This window comes from Lentisphaera araneosa HTCC2155, from assembly GCF_000170755.1.
Classification (GTDB): domain Bacteria; phylum Verrucomicrobiota; class Lentisphaeria; order Lentisphaerales; family Lentisphaeraceae; genus Lentisphaera; species Lentisphaera araneosa.
The window spans coordinates 233,913-256,636 of the sequence record NZ_ABCK01000007.1; the positions used below are offsets into that span (position 1 = coordinate 233,913).

Here is a 22,724-nt window from a genome sequence, read left to right on the forward strand (position 1 = left end):
TGATGAAGATCTATTTTATTTTAAGCTGCTTATGTTTCACACTCTTTGGTGCGCAAAAGCCAAATATTATTTTGATCCTTGCAGATGACTTGGGTGGAGCTGGACTGGGCTGTTATGGCAATGAATTTTTTGGGACTCCGAATATCGATGCCTTGGCGGCCAAAAGTATGCGTTTTGATAATGCTTACTCGGGATCGACGGTTTGTGCACCATCACGCGCTTGTTTGATGAGCGGTCAGTATGTGGGACGTCACAAAATTACTTGGGTGAGTCAATTTCAAAGAGATTACATTAAAAAGAAGCGAGGGCCGAACCTCAATGGCTTTCGCCTTCTCCAGCCCGTTCACCCCTATCACATGCCGGAAGGTACCATTACTCTTGGCCAAGCTTTTAAGGATGCGGGATACGCAACGGCAATGTTTGGTAAGTGGCATTTGGGGCACCGTCCCCAAGATCAACCCGATAAAATGGGTTTTGATGAATACCTAACGTTTCAGGGGATGAAGCATTTTGCTCCCTACACTTTGCCCAACAAAGTTCAGCATGGAGAGAAAGTTTATTTAACGGATCTCACTTGCGATAAAGCCATTGATTTTATGGAACGCAAAGTCGCAGCAGAAAAGCCATTTTTTCTCTATTACCCCGACTTCCTCGTACACGCCCCTATGGAAGCTAAACAAGCGATGATTCAGTACTTCGAGAAAAAGACCATCGGTCAACATCATAAGAGTGTGATTGGCGCTGCCATGACGAAACACTTGGATGATACCGTGGGACGTTTGGTTAAGAAAGTTGATGAGCTTGGAATTGCTGAAAATACGATCATTATTTTTACTTCCGACAATGGCGGTCTTGGCTATAAATCGGATGGCGGTTATGGGGATAAAGGAACGAGCAATTACCCTTATCGCTCGGCGAAGAGTAGTCATTACGAAGGCGGTTCTCGCGTGCCATTGATTTTTCATTGGCCTGGTGTCACTGAAGCAAATTCCTTGAGCCATGAAGTGGTGAGTGGTATTGATATTTATCCCACTCTCTTAAAGATTGCGCAAGTCGCAAAACCTCAAGAACAGATTCTTGATGGCATTGATTTTAGTTCGATACTCAAAAATCCGAAGCAGAAACTTCCGGCTCGCGACCTCTTTCACTATCAACCGATCTATAATCACAAGGTGTTTGGCGATGCTTCGGTATCGCTTCGTCGGGGTGACATGAAGTACATTTACTATTTTGTTGAGGAGAACTTTGAGCTCTTTAATTTAAAAGATGATGTGTCGCAAAAAAAGGACTTGTCCGCCGATTACCCCGAACTCTGTGAAGAACTTAAAAAGGCTTGCTTCAAACATTTGGATGAGACGGATGCCCTACGCATGACGCTGAATCCTGATTATGATCCTAAACTCAAAGTTCAATTTAAATAATTATTCTTGGTAGGGTGTTTTAAGTTTTATATAGAAAAAATTGTATTAGTATGTCAACTGCAGGTTCTCGACGAACATTCATCATGAAAACAGGAGCATTTATGAAACGTTTTACTTTGATCGAATTGTTGGTCGTTGTGGCCATCATTGGCATACTTGCCTCACTACTTTTACCAACTTTGAGTAAGGCAAGAAAGCAGGCGAAAGCGGTGACTTGTACCAATAATCTCAAGCAGCTTGGCTTCAGGATGTATATCTAAACTGATGATAACGATAGCTACTTGCCTTTTAATGGAGATGGCGGCTGGGGTACTGAAGGCAATAGTTGGGATGACTTGATTTCAACAAGACTCACTGATGATGAAAAGGCGATGCACCCGCTGCCAGCAGATAATGCCAATGGACTTGCTGAAGAAATTTATGTTTGTGCCTCAGATACCCGCAGTGTGGCGGACAATACTTTGAGTGCAGGAATGAAAAGATCCTACGCCATGAATGGCGGTTTTGCCATTAAACAAGGACCTAATTTAACAGGGATATCAACGGTTGATGGCTACTCGGTTCAAATTTCTGAAGTGGATAACAGCGCAGGAATTATCATGATTGGTGAACGTTTTAATAAGGGGAATACTCGAGGTCGTGGGCAGAGTACTTCATTGGGCTGGCAAGAGAGTCATTTAGGTGATTCCGTACATGTAAGAGAGGGGGTGTTTCAGTTTGTCTATGTTGATGGTCATACAGGAAATATACCTGGGGCTTTCTTTATGAATTTTCAGGATTTTAGATGAAGTTTTTTCTCTGTTTCTTTTTCTTATTCAGTTTAAATGCAGAACAAAGACCTAATTTCATTTTTCTTTTAGCCGATGATCGTCGTGCCGATGCGATGAGCTGCGCGGGTGACCCTATCATAAAAACGCCTCATTTAGATTCTTTAGCTGCGGATGGTCAGCGCTTTAGTCATGCCTATACGGCAGCGCCGATTTGTAAGCCGAGCCGAGTGTGTTTTTTTCTTGGTCAGCATCAAAGAACTCATGGCGTGGGTTTTGCCACAAGTAAAAAAATGGATGAGCAACAATGGAGCAATAGTTATCCAGAATTGCTCCGCAATGCGGGTTACTACACAGGATTTATCGGTAAATTTGGTGTTGACTCCTACACCTTTAAAGGTCAAGCTGATGAGAAGTTCGATTTCTGGCGGGCTCATGATGGCTGGTCGAAATTTTTCCCAAAGCAACGAGAAAATACCCAAGTCTATAAAAAATATCAATCTGATATAATTACCGAAATTATGGGCGAATGCATCTCGGAGTTTTTTGATTCTCGCGATCAAGATAAACCTTTTTGTCTTTCAGTGAGTTTCTCGGCTCCCCATGCTTCGACTTCGACTTCCATGGTGCAAGATGGTGGCTGGTTTATGGATAAAGCCGCGAATAATAACCCAAAATTGAAGGGGCATGCGATTTACGACAAAATGTATCGCGATGTAAAGTGGCTAAAAGCCGCGATCAAAAATGCTGAAGCCGCTCAACATATTCCCTTAAATGTGATGAACTCAGAACACGGGCGCAAGAAAGTTTATGCTTATTCCTATCGTCAAGAGAGTTTTGAGGAATATAACATCCGCTACGCTCAGCTGATTAGTGGAGTTGATCATCAAGTGGGCCTTTTGAGGCAACGCTTACAAAAAGAAGGTCTCAATAAAAATACCATTATTATTTACAGTAGTGATAATGGCTTGCTCCGAGGGGATTACGGCATGGGAGGCAAAGGCCTGATCTATGATGCGACCGCAAAAATCCCTTTTATAGTTTACAACCCTTTACTGCCTGAATCGCGTGCGGGGATTGTCAATGAATCACTGCTTATTAGTATTGATCTAGCGGCCACCTTGCTGGATTATGCGGGGGTCGCAAAACCTAAGTCAATACAGGGTGAATCCTTTAAAGGTATTTTAGAGGGTCAATCAACAGGCCGAGAACAAGTCTTGTTGGAAAGTTTATTTACCCTGCGTGGCAACCCTATGGCTGAAGGTCTACGCAAAGGTCGCTGGAAATACGTTCGCTTTTTTCGAATGGAGGCTCATACAGAACTTTTGCAGGAAACGCGCGAGCGCTATGATTTTCGCTATGATATGAAGGCGATTGATTTTGCGAGCCCCGCAATTTATGAACAGCTTTTTGATGTGGAAAAGGATCCTAGTGAAGTCAAAAACCTCGCCACGAACCCTGAATACCAAAGTGTTTTACAGGAGATGAGGAAACTTAATAAAGAAGAATCCACTCAATTGAGTCATGAATAACTTGAGTGCGTGTCAATTTTATAGAGTGTCTGGAAGTTAATAATCCAAGAGTTAAATTAAAGAGAGCCTCCCGATGAATAAAAAATTATTGTCAATTTTTACCCTGTTTTCCTTTATCAGTTTAGCTGATAAACCCAATATCGTTTATATCCTTGCCGATGACATGGGCATAGGCGATATTTCGGGCTTAAATACCCAGTCGAAAATCAGAACTCCTCAACTCGATAGTCTGATTAATAATGGCATGACTTTCACTGATGCTCATACGGCCTCAGCAGTTTGTACTCCAACGCGCTACGGTTTACTCACGGGTCGTTACCCCTGGCGTTCAGAACTGAAAGACGGCGTTACTAATGGTTATTCCAAGGCGCTCATTTCCGAGAGTTTAGATACAGTTCCAAAATTGCTTAAGCGAGCAGGTTATAATACCGCAATGGTAGGCAAGTGGCACTTGGGTTTTAACTGGACTTTCAAAGAGGGGGCCAAAGCCGTCTATGATTTAAAGCCCGATAGTCGTGAACTTGAAGACCAAGTGGATTACACTAAACCTTTTACTGGAGGCCCCGTCGACTGCGGTTTTGATTATTTTTATGGCATGGTGGCTTCGCCGGGAATGCCTCCCTACACCTATCTCGAAAATAGAAACGTAACGGTTCAACCGACTGAGAGACAGGAATGGTTTGGGCCACGCCCCAAGTTCCCAGGTGGGAAGAAAATGGATTTTGAACGCAAGGCTCAGATGTTGCGTCCAGGTTATAAGGCACCAGGTTTTGAATCAAATCAAGTGATGCTCACTTACACCGAAAAAGCGGTGGACTACATTGATAAGTATAGCTCTGAAAAGCCTTTCTTTTTATATGTTCCCTATGCCTCACCGCATACGCCCATTTTTCCACGCAAGCCATTTTTGGGCACAAGTCAGACGGGCATTTATGGTGACTTTGTCGAGGAGTTGGACTGGAGTGTGGGACAAATTATTAAGGCTCTCAAGGATTCAGGGGAAATCGAAAATACCCTGATCATTTTTACGGCGGATAATGGCTATGCCCAAGCGGGCTTCCCCCAAGAGCACATCGATAAGTATAAGCATGAACCAAGTCGTGAACTCAATGGTCGCAAAGCTTCCTTGTTGGAAGGAGGTCACCGCGTGCCTTTTATTGCGCATTGGCCAAAAATCATTAAACAAAAGTCTCAATGTAGTACAGCCGTTAGCCTCAATGACCTTTATGCGACTTGCGCAAAAATGACAGGAATCAAAACGGACCTTAATCAAGGAGTTGATAGTTATAATATGCTGGATTTGCTCAAAGGTGGAGAGCTTTATGAACGCCCCAATATGATTTATGCGGATTACTCGGGTAAGTTTGCGGTTCGCAAAGGTGACTGGAAGTTGATCCTCAACCCTAATCCAAAGATGCGAGCTTTGTACAATTTAAAAAATGACCTCTCAGAAAAAACTAATCAATACACGAATCCCGAGTTCAAATCAGTGCTTGATGAGCTCATGAAAACGATCACTCAAGTTGTGCAGAACGGCCGTACGACGAATGGCAAAGTTTTAAAAAATGATGGTCCCGAAAAATGGCAGCAGCTTTACTGGATTAAATAGTCAAAAACTTAGTGTGAGCTGTCAATTAAAGGTCTTTTCCGGTAGTTAATTTATTAAAGAAATTAACTAGGAAAATTATGTTTACAAAATCATTTATCGCTCTCAGTTTATTAGCTGTATCAAGTTTAGCCTCACAAATTCCCGCACCAAAAGCCGAGCGTCCGAGTGATGCTCAAGCCTTTTTAAAGAAGCAAGGTAAAGATGCCGAGCTCTTTGTTGGCAATGAAAACAAGCGTCAATGGTGGGTAGATTCTCGCTTTGGCGTTTTCATGCACTGGAATCCTTCCTCTATTGAAGGGACGTCGATTAGTTGGGGGCGCGGTGGTCTAAGGCCTCATCATAGTTCAAAAGAGAATAAGAAAGGTGTTCCCGCTGAGCGTTATGATAATCTCTATAAAGAGTTTAATCCGGTGAAATTTGATGCCGATGCTTGGATCAAAATGGTCAAAGAGTCTGGTGCGAAATACTTTGTCTTCACCTCAAAGCACCACGATGGTTTTTGTATGTTTGAAACCAAGCATACAGATTACAATATCATGAATACTCCCTTTAAGCGCGATATATGTAAAGAGCTGGCAGAGGCCTGTGAGAAGTATGGGATTAAACTCTTTTTCTATTACTCGCAGCCCGACTGGAACCATGCGGATTATAAAAAGAAAGATTTAACTGACTACAACAAGTTTTTGCATGCCCAAATTGCGGAGCTTTTGGATTATCCTGCTTTGGCAGGCATTTGGTGGGATGGCTTGGGCAAGCATATCGACAATTGGAATGGCACTGAATTAGTTAAAATGATTAAAGCGAAAAGACCCGATATTCTTATGAATCCCCGCTTTGCAACGCGCAAATGGCGCTTTGGTGATTACGACACCCCCGAGCAAGAAATCGGTGGTTTTCAGATTGACCGTCCCTGGGAAACTTGCCTGACAATGGGGCAGAAATGGTCTCACGTTCACAATACCAAGCAGGTGTTGCCTTTCGAAGTCTGCATGCGTTCGCTTATTCGCTGTGCGGGTGGTGACGGTAACCTACTTCTCAATGTGGGGCCAACGCCCGAAGGAACAATTCGTCAGGTTGAACAGGACAACTACCGCCGCATGGGTCAATGGCTCAAAAAGTATGGCGAGAGTATCTACGCGACACGTGGTGGTCCTTATAAGCCGGCGCACTGGGGCATGTCCACTCGGACCGAAAAAGCCATTTATCTTCACGTGCTTCAGCACTGGCCAGATGGTGTTTTAGAAATTGCCGACCCCGGCCTCAAAGTATTGAAGGCCGAAGCCCTCACTGGTGGCGATTTGCGCTTTTCGCAAAAAGATGGCAAGCTCATTCTGAATTTAGATGCTTCCAGTCATGATCCGGCCAATACCCTGATTAAACTCACTACGGAAGGGAGTCCTCTAACTCTTGAAGTTATTGAAGCGGAGCAAACAGGTAAAGCACTAAATCGCCAAGCAGGGGTTACAATTACACCTTCCAGTGAGAGTGATCGTGGACCAGCTTCAGTTCTCATTAAAGGTGGCAAGGAATTTGTTTCTGGAGCTCATCACCGCAAAGCCTGGACTGGACTACATTCCGATAAGAAGCCCTTTCTGGAAATTGACTTAGGTTCAATTAAGATTTTCTCAAAAGTGGCTATCGAAGAACGCATGGCCTGGACTGATATGTGCCGTGGCTTCTTCCTAGAGTATCAGGCGCCAGATGGCAGCTGGAAAGAAATCACCAAGGGTGATTACCTCGGTTACTTCACTGTGGATTTTAAACCGGTAACAGCACAAAAAGTACGCGTACGTTTTGTCAATCACGAACGCCCAACCGCAGTCATGAGTTTTGATATTTTTGAATAAATAACTTTTTATGTCACCTTTGATTTTCTGTCCTGTTTTCTAAATATTAAGAAAGTAAGGCGTAGTCAAAATGAAAAAGAAAAATTTTACTCTGATCGAGATCCTCGTTGTTGTAGCTATTATTGGTATTTTGGTATCTTTACTGATGCCAGCTTTAAGTAAAGCAAGGGAAACAGCACGGACGGCACAGTGCGCTAATAATATCAAGCAGCACATGACGGCTTCTATGATGTTCTTGGGAGATAATGACCATGAGTTTTGGCCTCGCCGAGCTTATAATACTAAGAATGAAGATCCTGCGGAAGGTGGAACACCACGGACTTGGGATCGTTACAGTTCTAGTATCTTTTATGATACTCACGATTTAGACGCTGCTCGACATGCTCCGGGAAGTAAATCTTGGGGTTCATATAAAGTCAGTATTTGGGATTACCTCCCATCTGATGAAGTACAAATGTGCCCGAGTCATGATCATGTGGATGCGGATGATAAGCATCGATATCAGTATTCCTATGGTTTTTCTGGGGCTTATGATGGCGTAAAGTTGAGTTCTTTTATCCCATCAGCGTCAGAATTGGGAACGATAACAGATATTGATTATACAACTCACGTGGAAGTCATTGCACGAGCGGGTCAGATATATGCACGGCACAACGCCAAGCTCAATATCGCATTCTTGGATGGCCATGTGGAAGGAATGAATGCCTTGCCTTTTTATGATATGAGTGCCCAATGGAACATTCTCGGATATTCCGAGCCAAGTAATGGAGTGCAAACCGGGGGTAACACAGGAACTAAGAGTTCTTGGAGTGATAAATATGGTGATCCAGTTATTGAGTAAGGCTTAGATTTTTAACGGAGTTTATACATTTCTAAAAATGGCAAGATACCTTTGCCCAACCTCGGTGGGCAGGTAAACTCTAAAAACGCAATCATTTTTGTGCCTAGCTGTTAATTGCGATACTTAAGCGGTCATAAATTAAGTAGACTTCATCAATTAATGGGATCACCACTATGCGCCTTTTATCAATACTTTTATTCACTTTCTGCCTTTCTGTTTCAGCAGAGGAAATTAAAACGAGTCAGTGGAAGGGCTTTGAACGACACGACTTTAAATTTGAGAATAGAAAAGCTCATGTGGTAGTGCCCAAGAAAGCGATGGAGGGTAAACCCTGGGTTTGGCGGGCGAAGCAAAATCCTGAGAAAGTCAATGCGATCTACGCCGAAGCTCCCGTGTGCGACATTAAATCTTGGCCAGGAGGCAAAGGCAAAGGTGTTGGCGCAAAGGCTCAGTGGACCCAGTCGCAAAAGGTTTATGAAATGGATGAGGCAGGACTGATGGCTTGGAAGGGGAATCCTATTGATGATATTGCGCTACTCGCAAAAGCCGGTGTGCCACTCTTTTTTGTGACTCACAAGGATGACATGATTGTGCCTAATGCAGAAAATACGGATGTTCTTGTAAATAAATACCGTGAAGCTGGCGGTGAAGCTCAAGTTCATGTGCATACAGGTGAGTCGAAGTCTAAAGGTCACCACTTTAAAATTGAAAAAGTCGACGAAGCGGTCGAGTTCATTCTTAAGAATTCCAAAAAAGAGGGGAACTCACGCAGAGCCGCGAAGATCGCAAGGAAAAGAAGTCATCAGTTCGCTACGCTTGCAGATCGTTCGCAAGCTTACTGCAGATCGGCCTTCGGCCCACAGGAAAGGGAAAAGTTATCAGCAATCCGTTGGCAGATTACCATACTTCTATAATTTTCCTCGACGAGGGAAAATGTGATTAGCCTGGGGTGACTGAAAGGAACCCCAGAAAAAGGTTTCGTAAACAAAAAGCGTCCTCGACGAGGGCGAACTATGATGGAGCTTAACTTTCCTGTTGCGGTAAATTACCGCCTAGTTTTGCGACGCGATCATACATCAGGATTGAACCGGCGACGGCGACGTTGAGACTGAAATAACCTGGAAGTTTCACAATGCCATGACAACGCTTTAGAACCTTTGGAGCGAGCCCTGCTTGTTCGTTGCCGAGTAAGTAGCAAGCTTGGTCGGGGTGTTCGTAGTCGGCAATGTCTATAGCATCTTCAGTGAGTTCGACAGCAATTATCCGCGTGGCCGTGGGTTGATTATCGTAAAAATCATCAAAGTTTTTGTAGTGGTAGAGGGGGATCTTTTTCCAAGTATGAGTGACATCACTCATTTGTTTTTTGTACTTCTTGTCGATAGTGAAAATATAGCTGGCTCCCATGATGTAGGCACTGCGCCAGAGTGTACCAATGTTGAGGCCGTTGACATTATTCATGATGCCGATGCCAAAGAAGCCTTGGTTTTTATATTTGTGTGATTTAACTGCCATGATCGTAGTAAGTGATTTTGATTTTCTTGTTGAGCTTGTCGAGTTCCTTTTGAAGGTAGACCCCGCTGGGGAGAGTAAGTTCCCTTAAAGTTTTCATATGATTGAAACGATGGATGCCGGAACAAAATTCGTTGATGGTGAGTTTTTTCAGTGGGTACTGATAGATGGCTTCGTAATCACTAATTTTTGTTCCTTTGATATTTAATTCCTCTACAGGAATATCCCAGGCTTTATTCAAACTATTCACCGGAGTGTGGGCAATATTGAGTTTTTTGAGTGGGTAGGTCCAAAGAATAGTGAGGTCACGAAAATTTGTGTAGCTCATATCGAGTTCAGAGATTTTCCAATGGCGAATTTCTTCGTAAGGTGAGCAGCGAGTACCGTTTAAGGAAAGCTGGTAGGAACCATCATCCAGTTGCTGCAGATTAAAGTTGAATTGCTTACTTTTATTGCGGCGCTTCATAGAGGATTTAGCATATTGAATACAGTCGTCCATACTGAACTTATGACGGGTACTGGAGTTAATGTGCCAAGCGATATAATGCTTATCAGCATTAAAAGAACCTGAAAGTAGGCTATTGGTGAATTGGAGTTGTTCTTCCCAAGTATATTTTTTGCTATGACCATGCGGTGTTAAAAAATCAGTATAGGCCTGCTTGATCCACTGAGTGTCTTTTGGACCTTTGTACTGCTTAATATAATCGCGAGTTTTCGTCATTTGAAATGCGCCTAATTCCATTAAGGCGGCATGATAGAGTGCATCTTGATGACGAGGATTGAGCTGAAGAACAAGGCGAATGGTTTCGGTCGCACTCAGATAATTCTTCGCTTTTCGAAAAGGCACAAAAGCTTTATCCATGAGTTCTTTTGCCGCTTGAACCTTGAGGCTTGAACTGAACTTTTTTTCGGCCTGAAGAGCCTGTACGAGGGAGAGAGCTTTAGTCTCGGCATTTTCGGCTTCGCTTTGGGCTTTTAATGCCCTGTTCTCTGACTCATGGGATTTATTAGCCATGGCCTCAGCATGAGCTTGCGCAGATTCAGCCAAGTGTTTTTCGTTTCGCAGTTGATGAATAAAAAAGCTCGTTAGAATTAAGGTGCCAAAGAGGGCGACGGCGCTGAGTATAAAGGGCAGTTTATTGCGAATGATTAAGAGCTTAATTTCTTTAAAAAATCCAGCGTCTTCTGCGGACGTCGCAAAACCCTGTAAGAAAGAACGCACATCATCGGATAATTGTTTAACTGTGGGGTAGCGTTCAGAGGCTTTGTTTTTCATGGCCTTTAAAACAACTGCGTCAAGTGCGAGGGGGATCTCGTGCTGTTTGGTTCTTTTATTGGGGGCAATTAAATCGCCATTTTCAGTTTGCTTGAGCAATTCTTCTAGGTTTGAGCCATTAAAGGGTTTCTCATAAGTGAGCAGGAAGTAGAGTAAGCCACCTAAACAAAAAACGTCGGTCTTCTGGCTGCGGGAGCCAAAGCGTCGGCTGATTTGCTCGGGCGCCATATAACCTGGAGTTCCTTTGATCTTATTATTGTAACTTAGATTCAAGTCTTTCGGGACCATTTCTTGTGTGGAAAGGTCTTCAGAGAGGGTATCATTATCACTGAGATCGCGCGCTAAGCCCCAATCACAGACGAGGACCTGACCGAAATCATCGACTTGGATATTAGAAGGTTTTAAATCCAAGTGCAGGATGTTTTTGGAATGGGCAAAAGAAATCGCATCACAGACTTTGAGAAAAATCTCTAAGCGATCATTTAAGGATAAAAATTCTTACTGTTTTTCTGATTTTTTGATGAGATCATAGAGGTTGCAGCCACTGAGCTTTTTCATGGTGAAAAAGACCTGTCCCTTTTCGACTCCAATATCGTAAAGTGGGATGATGTTGGGGTGCTCAAGCTTGGCTGAAATGCGAACTTCGCTAATGAAATTATCAACTTTCGTTTCGTCGCTTAGAGGATAGGCGCGTGCCAGTTCGCGATCGGTAAATGAGTCAAAGGAACTGACAATTTTTTTCATGCCACCCGAGCCGATTTCCTCTCCGTCTTGGTAGCGCTTTTCGGCGTGACTTATTTTATCTAAGAGTTGGTCAGATTCGTCGTTGAAAGCCTGATCAAAAGCTTGAGTCATGAAGTCTTCGTTAAAGTCTTGCATTAGCCGAGTTCATCATCTAGAAAACGAATTTCACGATTGAGGCGTTTGAGAACGCGTTGACGATAGACGTGAACGCTATTCTTTTGCAGTTCGAGTTCTCCACTAATTTCTTCGACATTTTTGCCTTCACTAAAGAGCATGAAAACTTGACGGTAGGAGTCAGATAGGTCCGGCTCAATGCGTTCCCAGGCGAGGGTGAAGATATGTTTTTTCCATTCGGCTTCTTCGATGTCTTCGGACTTAGATTCACTTTCTCCTTCAAGAGCCCCTTGTTCACTCGCTTTTTGAATTTTGTTTTGATAACGCTTATTGGTGCGAAAATGACCGAGGCATTGATGCTTAGTCACGGTGTAGATCCAATTGCGAAATTTGCCTTGTCCAGGCACATATTCAAAGCGCGGCAGGCTCTTCCAAATTTCGATAAGAGATTTTTGGACGAGATCATCGCGATCCGATTCCTGAACTCCCATGCGAATCATGATGCTATAAAGGTAGGCTTTATACAAATCAGTAAATTCTTCCCAGGACTGCTCGTTGTGCTGTTCCCGGATTTTTGCGATGAGAGTTTGTCTAGTGTTATATTTATCCATAATCCAAAATATGTCTTTGAGTTAGCTAAGGTTAACACTTTGTCAGAGGAAAAACAAAGAGACTTCGTCCTTTTTCCGTCAAGTCTTAGGCTTAACAGGGAAAGGAATTTGGTTCTGAACTTATATCAAAGTCATCAGTCCGCTGCGCTTGCAGATCGTTCGCAAGCTCACTGCAGATCGGCCTTCGGCCTGCAGATAAAAGCTGGGAGCCCCGCATTCCATGCGGAAGTATATTTTTTCTGAGAAATCTGTGGATGTATTTTAAATTATGAAGCCTCACGCAGAGTCGCTGGGACGCAGGGGGGGGAAGTTGTCAGATTACCATGCTTTATTCTCCCTAGAAGAGGGGGGATATCATTAGCTTGGGGTGCCTGAAAGGAACCCCAGGAAAAAATTTCGTAAATAACAGCGTCCTCGACGAGGGCGAATAATTGGCCGTCTTCGACGACCCGAAATTGATTACATTGCGGTCTCCGGGTTTGGACTTCGTCCTACACCACGGAGCTAATCAAATCCAGCACCTTCGGAGCTAAAAATCATAAGAACTCGCAATTGAGGCTTCAATAGAAGAGGGGGGATATCATTAGCTTGGGGTGCCTGAAAGGCGATTCAGAGTTTTTACTCTGTGAAAATCTGAGAAATCTGTGGATGTATTTAAATTATAAAGCCTCACGCAGAGCCGCGAAGTTCGCAGGGGGAAAAGTTGTCAGATCGACCTTCAGCCATCAGTACGGATTTTTTTTTGCTTTTGAGTCAACTCTCGTTTCTGACCGGTCCTAAGTGAGTATATCTTAGTTAAATTTCGGGTGAACTCAATGAAGAAAAAATTTACTTTAATAGAACTTTTAGTCGTGGTGGCCATCATTGGCATTTTGGCATCGCTCTTATTGCCAGCTTTGGGGAGTGCAAGAAAAAAGAGTCAGAGTGCTGTTTGTAAAAGCAACACGAAGCAGCTGGGTACGACCATGTTTATGTATCAGGATGATGCCGATGGACTCTTTGTGCATTATCAGGGGATGGAAAGCGCTTGGCATACATGGAAATGGCAATTAGCTCAGTATGTCAATAATACCGATAACTCAACTTGGTGGGATCATCAGTACACAAATATTTTTGCTTGTCCGGAATATATAGACCAGCAAAACAGTCGACAAGGAATTGCCTATAGTTCAATTGAATTAGGAGGCGCGCCTTTTGGTGGAACAACGCGTCCAGCGAAATTGTCAGAGGTGACTAAGGCCACAGATACATTGATGCTCGGAGATTCGACCACTGATTATACCTACGTCGATAATATGTTACTCCCACCCTACAACCCTTGGACGATTAATAACGTAAGTCTCGGGAGACATGACTTTAAAAGCAACATCCAATGGGTCGACGGGCATGTGTCTAGTGAATCGCAAGCTTCATTATTATCGGGCGGTAACGGCAACATAACATATTCTTGGTTGGTAGAAAAATAATTTCGCTAAAAAAATCTCAAAGCTAATCAACTCTCCTTAGGGGGTGGCAATTATTCACTAGAGAATAATTTAATTGAGAATAAACATGAAATACCTTTTAACGAGCCTGCTTTTATTGACCTTTAACCTATTTGGGGGTGACGCAAATTTTGATATGAAGTGGGACAAAGTTCCTAGTTCCTATGTGGAGGGAGCCATTCTCGGCAATGGCGAGCAGGGAACCATGATTTGGGCCCGCCCCGAAGAAAGCCTCCATTTTGATATTGGCGATACGCGAATTTATGATGAGGGAGGACGTCTTCCCATCGGTAAATTCATTCTAGAAACCAAGTCGCAACGCGAGTCATTTCAAATGACCTTAGCCATGCAGACCGCCGAAGCTCAAGGGGCTGTTAAAACATCGTTAGGAGCAGTGAAATTCAAAGCAATTTCCGTATCGGGCCAGAATCTCAATTTAGTAAAATTCACTCTTGCGGGCGATGAGCAAATTAGCATTAAACATTTTGCCATTCCCGGCATCACCACTTCTAAGCTCAGAAATGGTATCAAAGATATCAGTGGTGCACCGACTCACACAATCAGTGATTATAGTAATCCCAAATGGGCGCAAGGAATTGCTAAAACAGTTGAGAAATATAAGCCTGGGGCAGAAGTCCTCAATGATTCCAATGGAGTGCAGTCTCGCCTTGTTCCACTCAAAAAGGGCAAAGCTTATTCATTGACTTGGCAACTAAAGAAGCTTTCCGAAAAAAAATACCTTTTAGCTTGGCGCACGGATTACACGCGTGAAAATTTAAAGGCTAAAGCTCAGAAAGTTTGGGCAGGAAAAAATGCCCAAGCCTTATCACAATCATTAGAGAAATCTTATGAAGATTACTTTGTGGATCACGCAAAGTGGTGGAAGAATTATTCTCAACGTTCCAATATTTCCCTGCCTGATAAGAAACTCGAAGCTTATTACAAATGGCAGCTCTACAAAGTCGCCTCCGCAACGCGTCAAGGCAAGCTTCCCATCGACCTCATGGGGCCCTGGTTTCGAGCAACCAATTGGCCGAAGATCTGGGCGAACCTCAATGTTCAGCTCACTTACCTTCCCATGGCCGTTGCTAACCAAGGGTCGATTGGCGACACACTCTTTCAATTCATCGATAATAATCCACAAATCTTTATTCAGCCTGCAGGTAAATACAAGAGTGATTCGGCAACTCATGCCCGTGCGATTAGTCCTTATGAGCCAGGGGGATTCAGTTGGGAATACGGCAATTTTCTTTGGACCCTACATAATTATTGGCATTTCCTCAGAGTTTATCCCGACGATAAAAGAACTGTAGAGAAGTTTTATCCCATGCTCAAGCGCGGCATTAATTTTGTTCTTCATCACTGTCGCACAGATGAGCAAGGCTTTATTCATACGCCCAAAGATATCTCGCCAGAATATGAGATGAATCGAGTTTTTCCTAAAGAAGAAGACACAACGTATAACTTAGAATTCTTGCGTTGGGCACTGCGAACTGCTGTACATATTAATCACAAATTTCAGCTCAATGATGCCGATGGTGAACGTTACGAGAAAGTGGTAGAAAAACTTGTTCAGCCCCATCTCGATAAAGAAACGGGCATTATGATCGCTAATGGAGTGAAGCTGGAAAAAGCACACCGTCACTACTCACACCTTGTGGGGCTCTATCCTCTCAAGCAAATGCGTTTAGATGAGCCCAATAAATTTGCTTTAGCTAAAAAATCTGTTGATTACTGGATCAATCTACCCATTCTGAATAATTGGAGTTATAAAGGTTATAGTCGCACAGGTGCAGCCTCGATGTATTCCATGCTTGGCGATGGTGATGAAGCCTATAAGCAAATGCAAATCTTGCTCGATACTTATGGCTCGGCTAACACCATGTATATCGAGTCTGGACCAGTGATTGAGACGCCGATTTCGGCCGCTGCATCCATTCACGAAATGCTTTTTCAAGCTTGGTCACATGACTTCAACAAAGATCACATCAAGCTCTTCACGGGAATCCCCAAGGCTTGGAAAGATGTGAGTTTCAAAGACCTCAAAGCCGAAGGGGGCTACACCCTTAGCGCACTTCGCGAAAACGGAGCTGTGAAGAGCTTTCAGATAAAAGCCTCTACAGAGCGTTTTCTCATCGTCAACCCTGGACTAAGTCAAGCATTCTCTTTGCAGAGTTCTGTAAGAGGTGAAATCAAAAGCCTTCAAGAAAAAGGTCAGCACATCTTAAAACTCAAAAGCAAAGCCGGTGAGACTCTCACTTACGGCGACAGCTCTGAGCTAGGAAAATCAGTCCTCGGCAACAAAGGTGAAAGCTCTTATCACTTTGGCCTGAATTAATACCTTAAGCATTAGTCATCAGTGGTCAGATCGTTCGCTACACTCCCTGCAGATAAAAGCTGGGAGCCCCGCATTCCATGCGGAACTTATATCGAAGTCATCAGTACCATGCATTTTCAGATCGTTAGCTCATTTCATTCGCTGCCGTCAGGGCAATTGGTTAATTATTTTGTAGTGAAATTTGATTTTTTACGGAACTTGAAATCAATTTCTGCCCAGACAGGTTTATGATCTGAGAGGGGAGGCTGCAATTCAATAATTTCCGCTTTACTTGCTTTGGCACTTTTAGATTTGTAGAAAATATGGTCGATGACACCTTCCTTTAAACCAGATTTAGGATTATTCGGATTCCAAGTAAATGCTTTCTCAAGGTTCATGTTTAAATCTTTCCAGCAAGCATGGAAGCCAGCTTCCTGCAAGCGTGTGAGTGCCGGGCTCTCAATTTTGTCGTTAAAATCACCCAAGACAATAATGTTTTTCTTTTTTTCTTTACTGAGGTATTTTTCACGAAGCCTATCGATATGGCTTTTTAAATTTCGGGCTTGACATACATGAAGTGAATACAGCCTTATTTTGACGCCACGTATTTCTGTGTCGGCGTAGACGGCAGAAGCAGGATTCCATGCGTGTTCTCCTTGTAATGCTACTTCTTCAGTGTTTTTCAGTGGGGTGCGGCTCAGTATAGATTTATATTTATCTTTATGATTGGCGGATGAGATTTTCCCCACATAAACATATTTCATGCCTAAAACTTTACCGACCCGAGCAGTCCAGTCCCCATTGGGGACTTCATTAAAGCCTATCATGTCCAAATTATAAGGCCTGAACATTGCGCCTATTTGCTCAGGGCTTCCCGAAAGTCCATATAATACATTGTAAGCGGCGACGCGTACTTGGGCATTAAGTGATTGTGAGATTAAAAAGCTTGTAGTTAGTATAAATAAAAATAGTGATAATTTTTTCATTTGCGCACCTATGTTGATGATTTAATATTAGGTACGGACCTACAGAGTGTTTTTAAACACAAGAGACTTATGAACTTGCGGTTTTTTGTAAAGCAAGGAGTTTGGTAACTCCAACGAAGAGGGAGGAAACACAGTAATCAGTTGGTCTCGCTTTCAGATCTTTCGCAAGCTCACTGCAGATCGGCTTTCGGCCTGCAGATAAAAGCTGGGAGTCCCGCATTCTATGCGGAAATTGACTCAGTAGGCATTATTTTTAGCTTTGATGTCATAGAGTGTTTTTAGCCTGCGTATTACTGAGAAACAAGCGAAGGAACTCTATGAAGCAATTTATTTTATTATTACTGATGTCATGTTTTGCGATGAGCGCAGAAAAGACCAATATTATACTCATTTTTGCCGATGATATGCATTATGGCGCACTTGGGGTCACCGGCTCGGTGTTGACTAAGGCTAAGACTCCGGCAATTGATTCAATATTTAATGAAGGGGTACATTTTCCCAATGGCTATGCGAGTCATGCCACGTGTGCGCCGAGTCGTGCGGGTTTATTGACGGGTAGGTATCAGGCACGTTTTGATTTGGAGACTTTGCCAGGGGGGACAGCGGATCGCAAAAAGACTGGTTATGGCGTAAAAACTTCCGAGATTATGATTCCCGCACTAATGAAAAAAGGGGGGTATCAAACCTGTGCTATTGGTAAATGGCACTTGGGCTCCAGTGAAGAATTTCAACCCAATGCTCGTGGTTTTGATCATTGGTTTGGCTATCGCGGTTCCTGCGGTTTTTATCAATTTAAGAGCCAAGTGCAATCTGCAAAGAAAGGCCAAGAACTTAAGCCCTTGCCAAGTGGCGAGGATCCTAATCTCGATGTGGTCCGCAATGGTGAGAGCGTGCGTCTGGAAGGTTACCTCACAGATCACTTCTCGGATGAGGCAGCGAATTGGATTAAAGAGAATAAAGAAAGGCCATTTTTTATGTACTTTGCCCCTTACAATGTTCATGCTCCGGATACCGTTCCCAACAAATATATTCCCAAAGGCGGAACTGCCCACGATGGCGTGATTGCGGCCTTGGATGCCTCAGTACAAACTATTCTGGATGCGCTCAAAGAAGCGGGCATAGCTGATAATACCCTCGTCGTTTTCAGTAATGATAACGGTGGTAAAAAGGATTACAGTAAAACTTTCAAAGGCAATAAGGCGACTTTCTACGAGGGTGGCATTCGCGTGCCTTTTGCCATGCGTTGGCCCAAGGGGATTGAGGCGGGTTCAAAATACAATGGTGTGGTTTCAACTCTAGATTTATTGCCAACTTTTGCGGCCCTCGCAAAAGTCGATTTACCGAGTGACCGCGTCTACGATGGACAAAACCTTTTGCCCGTAATTAAGGACTCCGCAAAAGATCAGCGTCAAGCGCATTTTTGGCGCAACGGAGCTTGGAGAACGGCGCGTGTGGGTGATTGGAAACTCGTTTGGCAAGTGGATCGCAAGAAGCAGAAAGCCTTGCTCAATAAGCTTGGTATTAAGCATGTGAAGGGGCGCGGTGTGACTTACGCCGAGCGTGCGGATGAACTCTTTTTAGAACCCGAACTCTATAACTTGGCGAATGATCCCAAAGAGGAAAGTAACTTAGCGCAATCGAACCCTGAAAAACTCCAGGAAATGGTGAAGATCTATAAGGATTGGGAAGCAAGCATCCCCAAGTGGAGAGAGTAGAGAAGTGGTGAGTACGCTCACTACAGATAAAAGCTGGGAGCCCCGCATTCCATGCGGAACTTATAAGGAAGTGGTCAGTTGTCAGGTCGTTCGCTACGCTCACTGCAGATAAAAGCTGGGAGCCCCGCATTCCATGCGGAACTTATAAGGAAGTGGTCAGTTGTCAGGTCGTTCGCTACGCTCACTGCAGATAAAAGCTGGGAGCCCCGCATTCCATGCGGAATTTGACTCGATAGTTGATATTTAGAAGTCCTTTGAATGCCGAGTAGGAGCTCAGCGGTTCGAACAAATTTAAAAGCCGAGCACGAACTTGGTGGTGAAATATAATATTGAAAAGGAAATTGAAGATGAAGTGGATAGTTAGTTTTTTGTTTGTGCTTATGAGTGTCTCGGCTCAGGAAAAAATGAACGTGGTTTTACTTACGGTAGATGATATGAATGCGGATTCACTGGGAGCTTTTGGATGCCCAGTGGAGGGGACGTCTCCTCAATTTGATGCTTTTGCGGCCGATGCGATGCGTTTTAATTATGCTCATGTGCATGCGACGAGTTGTATCCCCTCACGCAATATTATCAGTAGTGGCAAATATCTCTATAATAGTGGACTCGAGGGTTTTTATCAGTTGCCCAAAGATCAGGTGACTTTTAGAACTTTACCGGAAGTTCTTCAGGCTAATGGTTATTTCACGATGATTCGCGGTAAGGCCCACCACTCCTACCCTTATGTGCCCTACAAACGAGCGTTTGATATCATTTTTGATGATGAACTGAAAGAGAAGAAACTCAATATTCGTCAGCCAAAAACTTTTTATGATTACACGAAAAAGGGTGTGGAAGCAGCGAAGGAAGCCGATAAGCCTTTCTTTTATTCGATGGATATCCACGATCCGCACACGCCGTATTATGGTTTAATCAAGAAGAAGTTGACGCCTGGCTTGAATAAGGAAGATGAAAGCAATCCGCCGAGCCGAATTTTTAAAGCAGAGGAAATTGTGATTCCGGGATTTTTGCCCCAAACTGAGAAAGTTCGTTTAGAAATGGCGGCGTATTACTCAACGGTGAGACGCGCGGATGATTCCATTGGCAATGTGATCCAAGCTTTGAAAGATTCAGGTGTCTATGATGAGACGATTATTATTTTCCTTTCGGATCACGGCCTTCCCGAGCCCTTTGGGAAAACGACAAATTATTACAATGGTTCCCACACACCATTGACTGTGCGCTGGCCCGGTCGAACAAAGGTAGGTTCAGTGGATAATGATCACATGATTGGTTCAGTTGATATTTACCCTTCTGTTTTAGAAATGTTGGGAATTAAACAGGAAACGGGTCTCGACGGACGCTCTTTTGCATCCATCCTCAAAGGTGATAAACAAGATGATCGCGATTATGTGTTGACCATGTATGAAGAAAATGTGGGCGGTAATCGTCAGCCCACACGTTCGATTATTACCAAAGATTTCGGCTATATTTATAACTTGTGGTCGGATGGGGAACGCAAATTTGCTTCAGCAACAAAGGGGACCTTGGCCTATAAAGAGATGGATCGTTTGGCTAAAGAAGGAAATGCCCATTGGAAGGCGCGCTTAGATCTTTATAATCACCGTAAGCCTGAAGAGCTGTACAATTACCATCTCGATCCCCATGCACTAAAAGATTTGAGTGAGAGTCCTGAATATGCGGTCAAAATGCAGGAGCTACGCCAAGCCTTGGCTCAGGCGATGAAAGCGAGTGGGGATCCTCTCTATAGCTTATTCAAGGAGCGTGAGAATGAAGAGCTGATTCAAGCTCATTTAAAAAAGGTTGACGGCGAATCTGACGTACGAAAACGCGATGCTGCTTATTCTCGAAGTGGAAGAGCCAAAGCTGACAAAAAGAAGAAACAGCCAAGTAAAACTAAGAAAAACAAAAAGTAAATTTCCTCCCTACTGGCAAATGACTTTTAGACTGTATACAATTGACTAAGGTGTACTTACTCAACGATAAGGTTCTATGACGAAAGATGCGCAGTCAGTTTTTGATGAGATGATCCCAGATTTAGTTTCTGGGATCAAGGATTTGGATGAAAGTATTCCCGATGTTTATCCCCTGTGTGACGAGATAGCCGAAGCTTCAGAACGCTATGAGAATGGCGAGGCTTTAGGCGAAGGGGGCATGAAGAATATACGTGATTCACTTGATAAACTCACAGGGCGTCATGTGGCGATGGCTAAGCTTAAGGGTAGTCATGATCCGGAAATCATGGAAAGCTTTTTTAAGGAAGCCCGTTTAACGGCGCGTTTGGAGCACCCCAATATCGTGCCACTTTATGATATGGGCTACGATGAAAAGGGCGAGCCTTTTTTTGTGATGAAAAAGTTGGGGGGCAGAAACCTCAGCGACTTGATTGCGGAGTTCGCAAAAGAAAAAGATTATAAATCACTGATGCCCCGGATCATCGATATTATGATGAAAGTTTGTGATGCCATGTCCTACGCGCATTCCCGTGGGGTGATTCATTTGGATTTAAAACCCGATAATATTCGTATTGGCGATTTTGGTGAAGTCCTCATCTGTGACTGGGGGCTTGCTAAGACTCTTGGTGATGCCGATTACGACTTAGAGGATGACCTCTTGCCAGAAAATTTTAATACAGCGACACTAAGTGGAGTTGTGAAGGGCTCGCCAGGGTATATGGCGCCTGAGCAGGTTGATAAGAAAAAAGGTGATAAGGATCAGCGAACTGATGTCTATGCATTAGGGGCGATCCTCTACGAAATGCTTTGCTTTGAAGTGCCCAATAAAGGCGAGACGATTCGTGAAAGCCTGCTCATGACTGTGAATGGAGAACATAAGAAGCCCTCACAAGTACTCGCTTCAGTGCCCGTAAGTTTAGAAGCCATTAGTTTAAAGGCTCTCGCGCTCAAAGCGGACGATCGTTATCACACGGTACAAGAACTCCGCAATGATTTATTTAAGTGGCTGGGGGGATTTGCAACCAGTGCCGAAGAAATTGGTTTTTTCGGTAACCTGAAACTCTTTGTCTTGCGCCATAAATTAGCCAGTATATTTACGCTAATTCTATTGATCTTAGCTTTGGTCTTTACTCAGCGTTTGAGTGTAGAAAAGCAGTTGGCAGTCGAGGCCTTAGAACTTTATACGCAAGAGCAGAAGCAAAAAGAGCTTTTTGGTAAAGAAGCGGCGCCGCGTTTAGTTGGACTGGCATCGGGAGCCCTTAAAAAAAATGATTTTGAAACGGCCAAAGAAATGATTTTACTAGCTGTGGAGGCCGATCCAAATTTTGATCATGCTTGGGATACAAAGGCACGTATAGATTTTATTCATGCGGACTTGGCAGAAGCAAAGAAATCGCTAGAGAAGTCGGATAAAGAGCCACAGCACCAAGCCGTAAGAGATTTAGAAACGTTTTTAGCTCAACGCGATTCAAAATCGCCAGATGTGCTTACTTTGGATGATTTTGAAGTTCTTGCTAAAAGAACTCGCTCCAGGTACGATGTGGTGAGTGCGATCAGCGCCAATATGGACCAGTTTAATTTAGAGGAAAAGATTAAATTAGTAGGCCTGCTACTCTACATAAAAAATGGCGCTAAAGAGTTCAAGTTGGCTTATGAATTGAAAGGAGAAGAACTCCACGTCGATCTTTCTGGAAATCAAGGTCTGCGCAATATTGATGCCCTGCAGTACTTGCCTGTGACGCATTTGAATTTGAGCCGCAATCGTGAATTGAAAACTCATGAATTATATAAGAATCATTTATTAGAAGTCGATTTTTCGAGGACAAACTTTAGTGACTGGAAAGCGCTTTTTAGAATTTCTGAGCTACGGAAAATCACTATAAGTAAAGGCATGCAAGCCAATCTTCCCGAAGTTCCCAAAAGGATTAAATTGGAAATAATTAAGTAGTTGCTGTCATCCTCTTTATTTAGCTCTCGTATGACTTAGTAAATCAAA

Annotated in this window: 17 protein-coding genes and 1 pseudogene; 13 read left to right on the top strand and 5 right to left on the bottom strand. The window is 43.5% G+C overall.

Going from position 1 to position 22,724, the window contains the following annotated elements; translation table 11 throughout:
* The first annotated feature begins 2 nt into the window (after positions 1-2).
* The 8 genes from LNTAR_RS09305 to LNTAR_RS09340 all read left to right on the top strand — a co-directional run bounded on the left by LNTAR_RS09305 (position 3) and on the right by LNTAR_RS09340 (position 8,931).
* Positions 3-1,421 (top strand): sulfatase, encoded by a 1,419-nt coding sequence (locus tag LNTAR_RS09305; protein ID WP_007278434.1) that lies wholly within the window; start codon positions 3-5, stop codon positions 1,419-1,421.
* A gap of 101 nt (positions 1,422-1,522) precedes the next feature.
* Complete coding sequence (locus LNTAR_RS09310) at positions 1,523-1,681, top strand: type II secretion system protein (protein WP_007278435.1); 159 nt, start codon at positions 1,523-1,525, stop codon at positions 1,679-1,681.
* 21 nt (positions 1,682-1,702) lie between these two features.
* Positions 1,703-2,209 (top strand): hypothetical protein, encoded by a 507-nt coding sequence (locus LNTAR_RS09315; protein WP_007278436.1) that lies wholly within the window; start codon positions 1,703-1,705, stop codon positions 2,207-2,209.
* Positions 2,206-3,720: a sulfatase-like hydrolase/transferase gene (locus LNTAR_RS09320; RefSeq protein ID WP_007278437.1), complete on the top strand. Its 1,515-nt coding sequence runs from the start codon at positions 2,206-2,208 to the stop codon at positions 3,718-3,720. Before LNTAR_RS09315 ends, LNTAR_RS09320 begins: the two co-directional genes overlap by 4 nt.
* Before the next feature lie 73 nt (positions 3,721-3,793).
* A complete protein-coding gene (locus LNTAR_RS09325) occupies positions 3,794-5,329 on the top strand; it encodes a sulfatase family protein (RefSeq protein ID WP_007278438.1) in 1,536 nt (511 codons plus the stop codon).
* A gap of 77 nt (positions 5,330-5,406) precedes the next feature.
* Positions 5,407-7,176: an alpha-L-fucosidase gene (locus tag LNTAR_RS09330; protein WP_007278439.1), complete on the top strand. Its 1,770-nt coding sequence runs from the start codon at positions 5,407-5,409 to the stop codon at positions 7,174-7,176.
* A 70-nt stretch (positions 7,177-7,246) separates the two neighbouring features.
* Positions 7,247-8,017 carry a prepilin-type N-terminal cleavage/methylation domain-containing protein gene (locus LNTAR_RS27160; protein WP_007278440.1) on the top strand — a complete coding sequence of 257 codons (771 nt, stop codon included), beginning with the start codon at positions 7,247-7,249 and terminating at the stop codon, positions 8,015-8,017.
* A 173-nt stretch (positions 8,018-8,190) separates the two neighbouring features.
* The gene (locus LNTAR_RS09340) at positions 8,191-8,931 is read left to right on the top strand and encodes an alpha/beta hydrolase (RefSeq protein ID WP_007278441.1); all 741 of its coding nucleotides are present in this window, start codon (positions 8,191-8,193) and stop codon (positions 8,929-8,931) included.
* 109 nt (positions 8,932-9,040) lie between these two features.
* On the opposite strand, the gene LNTAR_RS09345 is transcribed toward LNTAR_RS09340, so the two are convergent.
* From LNTAR_RS09345 to LNTAR_RS09360, 4 genes and pseudogenes are all read right to left on the bottom strand, one after another.
* Positions 9,041-9,529 carry an RNA methyltransferase gene (locus tag LNTAR_RS09345; RefSeq protein ID WP_007278442.1) on the bottom strand — a complete coding sequence of 163 codons (489 nt, stop codon included), beginning with the start codon at positions 9,527-9,529 and terminating at the stop codon, positions 9,041-9,043.
* Positions 9,519-11,282: pseudogene (locus tag LNTAR_RS09350) on the bottom strand (serine/threonine-protein kinase); the annotation flags it as partial. The pseudogene LNTAR_RS09350 and the gene LNTAR_RS09345, both read right to left, overlap by 11 nt.
* Before the next feature lie 18 nt (positions 11,283-11,300).
* Entirely contained in the window at positions 11,301-11,681 is a 381-nt protein-coding gene (locus LNTAR_RS09355) for a protein kinase family protein (RefSeq protein WP_007278444.1), read from the bottom strand.
* Positions 11,681-12,271: an RNA polymerase sigma factor gene (locus LNTAR_RS09360; protein WP_007278445.1), complete on the bottom strand. Its 591-nt coding sequence runs from the start codon at positions 12,269-12,271 to the stop codon at positions 11,681-11,683. Before LNTAR_RS09360 ends, LNTAR_RS09355 begins: the two co-directional genes overlap by 1 nt.
* Before the next feature lie 815 nt (positions 12,272-13,086).
* On the opposite strand from LNTAR_RS09360, the gene LNTAR_RS25485 reads away from it, so the two are divergent.
* Positions 13,087-13,737 (top strand): prepilin-type N-terminal cleavage/methylation domain-containing protein, encoded by a 651-nt coding sequence (locus LNTAR_RS25485; RefSeq protein ID WP_007278446.1) that lies wholly within the window; start codon positions 13,087-13,089, stop codon positions 13,735-13,737.
* An 85-nt stretch (positions 13,738-13,822) separates the two neighbouring features.
* Complete coding sequence (locus LNTAR_RS09370) at positions 13,823-16,093, top strand: glycosyl hydrolase family 95 catalytic domain-containing protein (RefSeq protein ID WP_007278447.1); 2,271 nt, start codon at positions 13,823-13,825, stop codon at positions 16,091-16,093.
* A gap of 164 nt (positions 16,094-16,257) precedes the next feature.
* On the opposite strand, the gene LNTAR_RS09375 is transcribed toward LNTAR_RS09370, so the two are convergent.
* Positions 16,258-17,058, bottom strand: coding sequence for an endonuclease/exonuclease/phosphatase family protein (locus LNTAR_RS09375; RefSeq protein WP_007278448.1), 801 nt, complete (start codon positions 17,056-17,058; stop codon positions 16,258-16,260).
* Between the two features lie 317 nt (positions 17,059-17,375).
* Here LNTAR_RS09375 and LNTAR_RS09380 point away from each other — a divergent pair, with 317 nt between their 5' ends.
* The 3 genes from LNTAR_RS09380 to LNTAR_RS09390 all read left to right on the top strand — a co-directional run bounded on the left by LNTAR_RS09380 (position 17,376) and on the right by LNTAR_RS09390 (position 22,676).
* Entirely contained in the window at positions 17,376-18,773 is a 1,398-nt protein-coding gene (locus LNTAR_RS09380) for a sulfatase family protein (protein WP_007278449.1), read from the top strand.
* A 347-nt stretch (positions 18,774-19,120) separates the two neighbouring features.
* Positions 19,121-20,689, top strand: coding sequence for a sulfatase family protein (locus LNTAR_RS09385; protein ID WP_007278450.1), 1,569 nt, complete (start codon positions 19,121-19,123; stop codon positions 20,687-20,689).
* Between the two features lie 76 nt (positions 20,690-20,765).
* The gene (locus LNTAR_RS09390; RefSeq protein ID WP_007278451.1) at positions 20,766-22,676 is read left to right on the top strand and encodes a serine/threonine-protein kinase; all 1,911 of its coding nucleotides are present in this window, start codon (positions 20,766-20,768) and stop codon (positions 22,674-22,676) included.
* Positions 22,677-22,724 lie beyond the last annotated feature (48 nt).